Consider the following 8673-nt stretch of genomic DNA (forward strand, 5'->3'; position numbering starts at 1 on the left):
CGGCCTGGGTGAAACCGTCACTTCCGGTATCGTGTCGGCGTTGGGCCGCAGTGGTTTGAATGTGGAAAACTACGAAAACTTTATCCAGACTGACGCGGCAATTAACCGTGGTAACTCCGGTGGTGCATTGATCAATCTGAACGGTGAACTGATCGGGATCAACACGGCTATCCTGGCACCGGATGGCGGCAACATCGGTATCGGTTTTGCTATCCCAAGTAACATGGTGAAAAACCTGACCTCACAGATGGTTGAATTTGGTCAGGTGAAACGCGGTGAACTGGGCATTATGGGTACAGAGCTGAACTCTGAGCTGGCGAAAGCCATGAAGGTTGATGCGCAGAAAGGGGCCTTTATCAGTCAGGTACTGCCAAAATCTGCTGCTGCTAAAGCAGGGATTAAAGCGGGTGATGTGATTGTCAGCATGAATGGCAAAGCCATCAATAGCTTCGCTGGCTTCCGTGCCGAGATTGGTACTTTGCCTGTGGGCAGCAAAATGACCTTGGGTCTGTTGCGCGACGGTAAGCCTGTCAACGTGGAAGTGACATTAGAGCAAAGCAGCCAAACACAAGTTGATTCCGGTAATCTCTACACTGGTATTGAAGGGGCTGAGCTGAGCAACTCTGATGTGAATGGTAAGAAAGGCGTGAAAGTTGATAGTGTGAAACCCGGCACTGCTGCTGCGCGTATCGGCCTGAAAAAAGGCGATGTCATCATGGGTGTCAACCAGCAACCAGTTCAGAATCTGGGTGAGCTGCGGAAAATCCTTGATACCAAACCATCGGTATTGGCATTGAGCATTCAGCGTGGTGATACTTCACTCTATCTGCTGATGCAGTAATCACCACTGATGCAGTGACAAGTATTTATGTAGTAAAAGTATAGATACCGCCACAAAGGGCACAACCGCTTATCGTTGTGCCCTTTCTATTTAGATTTTGTGGCAGCCGGTATTAGGCTGCGCCGAGATAATTCCGTGCAGCAAAGCGGACATTGTCTATCTCATCTAACAACTCAAGCCACTCAGGTTGCAAGTCTTGTACGTCAGTTTGTTGGCGCAATTGTTGTTCAATCGTCATGCACAATTGCCGCAGTCGCGGCACACCGCTACATGCGCAACTGCCATGAAACTTGTGAATCAGATTCAGAATATCATCGTCATGGCTACCGGCTAGAATCGCTTGCACGCGCTGTGCCACTTGTGGCGTAAACTCTAACAACATAGTTAAAAGGTCTTTAGCCAGCGCTTCTTTATTTGCTGCTTGCCTCACCGCAAGTGGCCAGTCTATTGACTCTTTACATTCAGATTGCGGAACTGACTGAATATGAGCCTCACTCTCGCCCTGTTGTTGTAAGGTGTGAGATTGTTGTAAAGCGTGAGGCTGTTCATCATGGGGCTGTGGAACACCATCGGGTAGATAGCGCGAAAGTGCTTGTATCAGCCGAGCTTCATCAATAGGTTTCGCAAGATAATCCGCCATACCCAATTTTAGTAATTGTTCCTGCTGCCCTCTAACGGCGTGAGCCGTGACTGCGATGATCGGAGTGTCCTGATGATGTGACATCTGATGGATCACTTCACTGGCGCGGATACCGTCAATTTCCGGCATTTGAATATCCATTAAAATGATATCTAGCGTATTTTCACGGGCATAAGCTATGGCTTTTGCTCCGCTGTCACATAACACCGTTTCTTCCACCTGTTCTTCCAGCAAAGTCCCCATTAATTTCAAGTTAGCTGGGTTGTCATCAACCGCCATTACTTTGAAAGGCAGCTTGGGCTGCTTGTGTGCTTGCTCTACCACCGGTAATTCACTATGCGCCTTTTCATAAGACAGTAGAGGAATTAACCGGTTAGCGGATATAGGCTTAACCAGGCATGCTTTAGCGCCGATCTGTTTAAGTTGCTCCGCTTCTACCTGTGATTGACTCGGCAATGCCAAAATAACTTGTTCGGAAATTTTCATTGCTGCGATCAGCTTGTCTTGATGAACAGCCATATTATTGCGGTACGGGATAGGCACCCCGACGAGCAGGAAATCATAATGTTGTATCGGCAACTGGGCCAACGTCAGGCTATGAGTCACCTGTAAAGGAGTGATGCTGAGAATATCTAATGTTGCTCTTGCCGCCGCGGCATTACGTTCAATATAGGCCAGCGTTTTCCCTTCCAGATGCGACATATCTGGGCGGCGGGAGGGAATGGCTTCATTGAGATCCAATGTCAGGTGGAACCTGAAAGTCGAACCCCGATCAACCTGGCTGTGGAAGCTGATATCACCACCCATTTCCTTCACCAATCTTTCGGTGATAACTAGCCCAAGGCCGGTACCCCCGTGCCGACGTGAAATACTGGCATCGGCCTGACGGAATGCCTGGAACAGTTGGGCTTGCTGAGATTCGGAAATACCAATGCCGGTATCATGAATTTCTACCACCAACGTCACCTGCTGGCTGGCTATTGCTCGAACTGCCACCAGAATATCGATATTGCCCTGTTCGGTAAATTTAATCGCATTACCCAGCAAGTTTGTGACTATTTGCTGCAAACGCATGGCATCGCCAATCACTTGTTCCGGCACATCTTTATTAACATGCAGGGTCAGTTCCAGGCCTTTTTCATGAGCGGTGTGTGCCAGCAGAATAATGACCTCATCCAGCGCGCCGCGTAGTGAGAACGGGATATGCTCGAGAATCAGTTTTTCAGCTTCTAACTTGGAGAAATCCAGCACGTCATTAATGATGCATAACAGGTTGTTTGCTGATCGCTGGATAGTTTGCAGATAGTCAGTTTGCGTTGGGGTCAGTGATGTTTTCAGAGTCTGGCGGGTAAAGCCAATCACCCCATTGAGTGGAGTACGTAACTCATGGGACATATTAGCCAGAAATTCAGATTTAATTCGCGCGGCTTCTTGCGCACGTTTTTTCGCCAGCCCCAATTCCACGTTCTGGATTTCCATCTGCTCCAGTGTTTCACGCAAGTCTGACGTGGCTTGATCGATATTCTGTTGCATCTCTTCGTGATAGGCCGCCAGTGACATTGCCATCGAGTTGATGCCGTTTTTCAAAATATTCAACTCGCCAAGCATATGCCCTTCCACCCGGCTGTCTAATTGCCCGCGGCGAATGCGGTCAACAGCGTTCACCATGTTACGGATGGGGCCAGTGACATCACGCATCAGCCGATAAGCAAACAAGATAGCCACACACATACAGAACAGCAGCAGTAGAGTCGAAATAAAGATTTCTTTATATTGCTGCAAGCGCACGGATTGTAAATCCAAGTCCATGGCGATATAGCCCAATGGCCGATTGGTTATATCTGAATCAGAAGACCGATCACTGGACAGGTTGGATTCTGAAACAATAGGCATGCGCAGAATCAAAGAGTCGCCACGATAGGAAAGCATCAGTGAACTGGGAATAGCGTCGTCTTTCGGCAATCTTAATTGTGAGGAATTGTAATTATAGTTAGATGTGACAAAAAGATTATTATCTGCGTCAAAAACAGATATTGACCGAACAATATTCGAATGGCGGCGGTGAAGAAGATTAATTAACTGACGGACAGTATCGCGGTTGCGAAAGGTCATTCCGTATTCACTGGCAACCGCCAGCGGTTCTATAATATTTGTACCTGCGTTAACTAATTGTTTTTGCAGTTCATTGTAACGATTGACCATAAAGGTCGTACTGAGTAACAGCCCAAGAAGCAGCGTGGGGGCCAGGATTAAAATCATCATGCGCGCGCGAAGACTGTATTTGGTCATGGTATTCCAATGTGGGAGAATTAGCAGCTTACGAAACTGATGCTTGATCAATCAATATGGCGCAATTCTACTCTCCAAACCGACGTGTGACGACCAAACAAACGCTAACTGTGACCGTAAACTCGCTTGACCCTTTTGGGCAAGGGGTAGCGCACCACCAAGGCAAAGCTATCTTTATTCTTGGAGCTCTACCAGGAGAGCAAGCTGAAATAGAGCTTACCGAGCAAAAGCGCCAATATAGTCGCGGTAAGCTTAAACGTTTGTTGAACCGATGCAACGAAAGGGTCGTTCCTGCTTGCCCTCACTTCGGAATTTGTGGAGGCTGTCAGCAGCAACACGCCAATAGTCAGCTACAGCAAATGAGCAAAGCAGATTCACTCCAGCGTTTAATTATGCGAGAGGCTGGCGCTTGCCCTGAATTAGACCCGGTTATTTGCGGGCCGGAATACGGCTATCGGCGGCGGGCGAGGTTAGGGCTGCTCTATCATCCCAAGCAGCATCGATTGCAAATGGGGTTTCGCCAAACCGAGTCTCATGATTTAGTTTGCATCAAGCACTGCCCGGTTTTACGACCTGAGTTGGAGTGCTTGTTATTACCACTTTATCAATGTTTATCGGGCTTACAGGCTGTTCGCCGCCTTGGGCATGTGGAACTGGTATTAGCCGCTAATGGTCCGTTGATGGTTTTACGTCACCTTGATACCCTTAAAGAGGTAGACCGTGCGGCGTTAATTGACTTTGCCAAACGAGAGCAGGTCGCCGTCTATCTGGCTGGTGATAGTGATAATGTGGAAAAACTCATTGGTGAGGAACCCTATTACCAGATTGAGGGTCTACGCTTAGCGTTTCATCCGCGCGATTTTATTCAAGTCAATGATACGGTCAACCAGCAAATGGTGGCTCAGGCTATAGCATGGCTGGATGTGCAGCCTGATGAGCGGGTGCTGGATCTATTCTGCGGTATGGGCAATTTCACCTTGCCGCTGGCAAAGTTGGCTCGCGAAGTGGTTGGCGTGGAAGGAGTTGCGGCGTTGGTGGCGAATGGGCAGTATAATGCTCTGAATAACGCGTTGCCCAATGTATCTTTTTTCCATGAAAATCTGGAATCTGACATCAGTTGCCAGCCGTGGGCAACACAAGGGTTCGATAAAGTATTGTTAGATCCCGCCCGCGCAGGTGCTGCTGGGGTCATGTCACATATAGTTAAACTGGCGCCAAAGCGGGTGGTGTATGTTTCGTGTAATCCCACTACGCTGGCACGAGATAGTCAGGTGTTGTTAGCCGCCGGTTACCGTCTTGCTCAGGTGCGAATGTTGGATATGTTTCCCCACACCGGGCATCTTGAATCTATGGCGCTGTTTATGCAGGAGCCAGGGGTCGCAAAGTAGGGAGAAGTTATGGTTGCGGTACGAAGTGCACATTTGAATCCAGCGGGCGAGTTTGCTCTCGACGATTGGATCGCCAGTTTGGGGCTTCCTAATCCGCAGTCAGGTGAGCGCCTGGCCGAAACCTGGCGGTATTGTGAGCAGCAGACGCAAAACCATCCCGATGCCTCATTGTTGCTGTGGCGCGGCCTTGAAATGGTTGAAATTCTTTCCACCCTTAGCATGGATAATGACAGTATGCGCGCGGCGCTACTGTTCCCGCTGGTGGATGCCAACGTGGTGGATGAAGCTACGCTGACCGAACAATTCGGTAAAGGTATTACTTATCTGGTGCATGGTGTGCGCGATATGGATGCCATCCGTCAGTTGAAAGCGACCCATAATGACTCCATGAGCTCTGAGCAAGTGGATAACGTGCGCCGTATGTTATTGGCGATGGTGGAAGATTTCCGCTGTGTGGTCATCAAACTGGCAGAGCGTATTGCTCATTTGCGCGAAGTGAAGGATGCACCGGAAGACGAACGCGTGCTGGCGGCCAAAGAGTGTTCCAATATCTATGCACCACTGGCTAACCGTTTGGGTATCGGCCAGATCAAGTGGGAGTTGGAAGACTTCTGCTTCCGCTATTTGCATCCAGATGAATATAAGCAAATCGCCAAATTACTCCACGAGCGTCGTATCGATCGTGAGCAATTCATTGATGATTTTGTAGCCACATTGCACAAAGCTATGGCAGATGAAGGGATCAAAGCCGACATTTATGGCCGCCCCAAGCATATCTACAGTATCTGGCGCAAAATGCAGAAGAAGTCGCTGGCCTTCGATGAACTGTTTGATGTGCGAGCCGTACGGGTGGTCGTGGAGCGCTTACAGGATTGCTATGCCGCACTCGGTATTGTCCATACCCATTTCCGCCATTTGCCTGATGAATTTGATGATTACGTTGCTAACCCTAAACCCAATGGTTATCAGTCGATCCACACGGTAGTGCTTGGGCCACGCGGCAAAACACTCGAAATTCAAATCCGTACTCGTCAGATGCATGAAGATGCTGAACTGGGGGTTGCTGCGCACTGGAAGTATAAAGAAGGTGCGGTGGCTGCCGGTCGCTCCGGTTACGAAGGGCGCATTGCCTGGTTGCGTAAATTGATCGCGTGGCAGGAAGAGATGGCGGATTCCGGTGAAATGCTGGATGAAGTGCGTAGTCAGGTATTTGACGATCGGGTATATGTGTTTACGCCGAAAGGTGATGTCATTGATTTGCCAGCAGGTTCGACACCGCTGGACTTCGCTTACCATATTCATAGCGATGTGGGCCACCGCTGTATTGGGGCTAAAATCAGTGGCCGAATTGTGCCGTTTACTTACCAGTTACAGATGGGTGATCAGATTGAGATTATCACCCAGAAACAGCCTAACCCGAGTCGTGACTGGCTGAATCCGAATCTCGGCTATGTGACCACCAGCCGTGGTCGTTCCAAGATTCATAACTGGTTTAGAAAACAAGATAGAGACAAGAATATTCTTGCTGGCCGGCAGATGTTGGATGACGAGCTGGAGCATCTGGATATCAGCCTGAAAGAGGCAGAGAAGCTGCTGGTACCACGCTATAACATGAATTCTATGGATGAAGTGTTGGCGGCTATTGGCGGTGGTGATATCCGTCTGAATCAGATGGTCAACTTCCTGCAAGGGAAACTGAATAAGCCAACGGCGGAAGAGGCGGATTTAGAGGCGTTACGCCATCTGAATAATAAACATCAGGCACCGCCACGTAATGCCAGCAAAGACAGTGGGCGTATTGTCGTCGAAGGTGTCGGCAACCTGATGCACCATATTGCGCGCTGCTGCCAGCCTATTCCGGGTGATGAAATTATTGGCTTTATCACTCAAGGGCGGGGGATATCCATTCACCGCGCTGATTGCGAGCAGCTAGCTGAATTGCAATCCCATGCGCCTGAGCGGATTGTTGACGCGGTCTGGGGCGAAAGCTATTCCAGTGGCTATTCGCTGGTGGTGCGGGTTACCGCCAATGATCGTAGCGGGTTACTGCGCGATATCACCACCATTCTGGCGAACGAAAAGGTCAATGTACTGGGGGTTGCCAGCCGTAGTGATACCAAAAAGATGATGGCGACCATCGATATGGATATCGAGATCTACAATCTACAGGTGCTGGGTCGGGTGTTGGCCAAGCTGAATCAGTTGCCGGATGTGATAGACGCCCGTCGGCTACACGGCAATTAGTTATCTCTAAACGGCTACTGCGCTTTGGCATATTGATATTGGGCAGTGCTCGCCCTCCTCATGTACCGATTTTTATAAGATCAGGTGTACATTCCGGGGGCTGTGCGCTGGCCGCAATCAATCTGCCTGCGCTCGCTACGCCTCAAATTTTTTTAAAAAAAGTGAATAAATTCAGATGACCCAATCAGTGACTTCCCCTGGTACCACCGCTTTAGCACTACAACGTCTACTGGATATTATGCGTATTTTGCGTGATCCGGAGCATGGCTGCCCGTGGGATCGTAAGCAGACCTTCGACACGATTGCGCCTTATACATTAGAAGAAACCTATGAGGTGCTTGACGCGATTCAGCGTAAGGATTTCGACGATCTTCGTGATGAATTGGGGGATTTGCTGTTTCAGGTGGTGTTTTATGCACAGATGGGGCAGGAGCAAGGGCTATTTGCGTTCGATGATGTTTGTCATGCCATCAGCGATAAGTTGGTACGCCGGCATCCACATGTGTTCCCTGATGCGCCGCAAAACGTTTCAGACGCTATAATTAGCAGTGACACTGCATTGGCAGGGTGGGAGTCGCGTAAAGCCGAGGAAAGGGCGGAGAAGGCCTTATATTCGGCATTAGATGATATCCCTGACGCGCTGCCCGCGCTGATGAAAGCGCATAAAATCCAGAAACGTTGCGCATCAGTCGGTTTTGATTGGGACACTCTGGGACCGGTGCTGGATAAAGTTTACGAAGAAATCGATGAAGTGATGTTTGAAGCTCGCCAGGTAGTGGTGGATGAAGAGAAGTTGGGTGAGGAAATTGGCGATTTACTGTTTGCCACCGTCAACTTATCTCGCCATTTAGGCCATAAAGCTGAAAATGCCTTACAGGCGGCAAATCGTAAGTTTGAACGTCGTTTTCGTCAGGTAGAACAAATAGTTACGGCGTCAGGTAAGACTATGGAGAGCGCGACACTGGATGAAATGGAATCTGCCTGGCAGCAAGTTAAAAAGCAAGAAACTGAAATGTAAGGTGTTTTAATTCATTTGATGGATGGTTGTTGAATTTTAATTACGTTAATATATTGAATTATAACGGATAGCAAGACGATGTTCCGCACAGAAAAAACGGCGAAAACGGCCACTGGTGCGGAGATAGTTTGTAGCGAAACCAAGGTTCGGGTATACTACTTTCCCGTCTTGGTTCTTCCATCGTCTTTAAACCTAAACTCTCAGGTTCAGCATGACAACTAATTATATTTTTGTGACCGGCGGGGTCGTATCC

At 48.9% G+C, this 8673-nt stretch carries 5 protein-coding genes; 4 read left to right on the forward strand and 1 reads right to left on the reverse strand.

All coding sequences use genetic code 11. From position 1 onward, the window contains the following. Positions 1-841 (forward strand): PDZ domain-containing protein (locus tag ACNSO8_RS01030; RefSeq protein WP_418393562.1); only part of this gene is annotated, 841 nt, incomplete at its 5' end. 112 nt (positions 842-953) lie between these two features. Here ACNSO8_RS01030 and barA read toward each other — a convergent pair. Continuing rightward, complete coding sequence (gene barA / locus ACNSO8_RS01035) at positions 954-3770, reverse strand: two-component sensor histidine kinase BarA (protein WP_019083946.1); 2817 nt, start codon at positions 3768-3770, stop codon at positions 954-956. 56 nt (positions 3771-3826) lie between these two features. On the opposite strand from barA, the gene rlmD reads away from it, so the two are divergent. The 3 genes from rlmD to mazG all read left to right on the forward strand — a co-directional run bounded on the left by rlmD (position 3827) and on the right by mazG (position 8420). Beyond that, entirely contained in the window at positions 3827-5158 is a 1332-nt protein-coding gene (gene rlmD, locus ACNSO8_RS01040) for a 23S rRNA (uracil(1939)-C(5))-methyltransferase RlmD (protein ID WP_050131913.1), read from the forward strand. 9 nt (positions 5159-5167) lie between these two features. Continuing rightward, a complete protein-coding gene (gene relA / locus ACNSO8_RS01045; protein WP_019080462.1) occupies positions 5168-7402 on the forward strand; it encodes a GTP diphosphokinase in 2235 nt (744 codons plus the stop codon). A 175-nt stretch (positions 7403-7577) separates the two neighbouring features. After that, complete coding sequence (gene mazG / locus ACNSO8_RS01050) at positions 7578-8420, forward strand: nucleoside triphosphate pyrophosphohydrolase (RefSeq protein WP_263699953.1); 843 nt, start codon at positions 7578-7580, stop codon at positions 8418-8420. Positions 8421-8673: the final 253 nt, after the last annotated feature.

This window comes from Yersinia sp. LJYL362 (assembly GCF_048323875.1).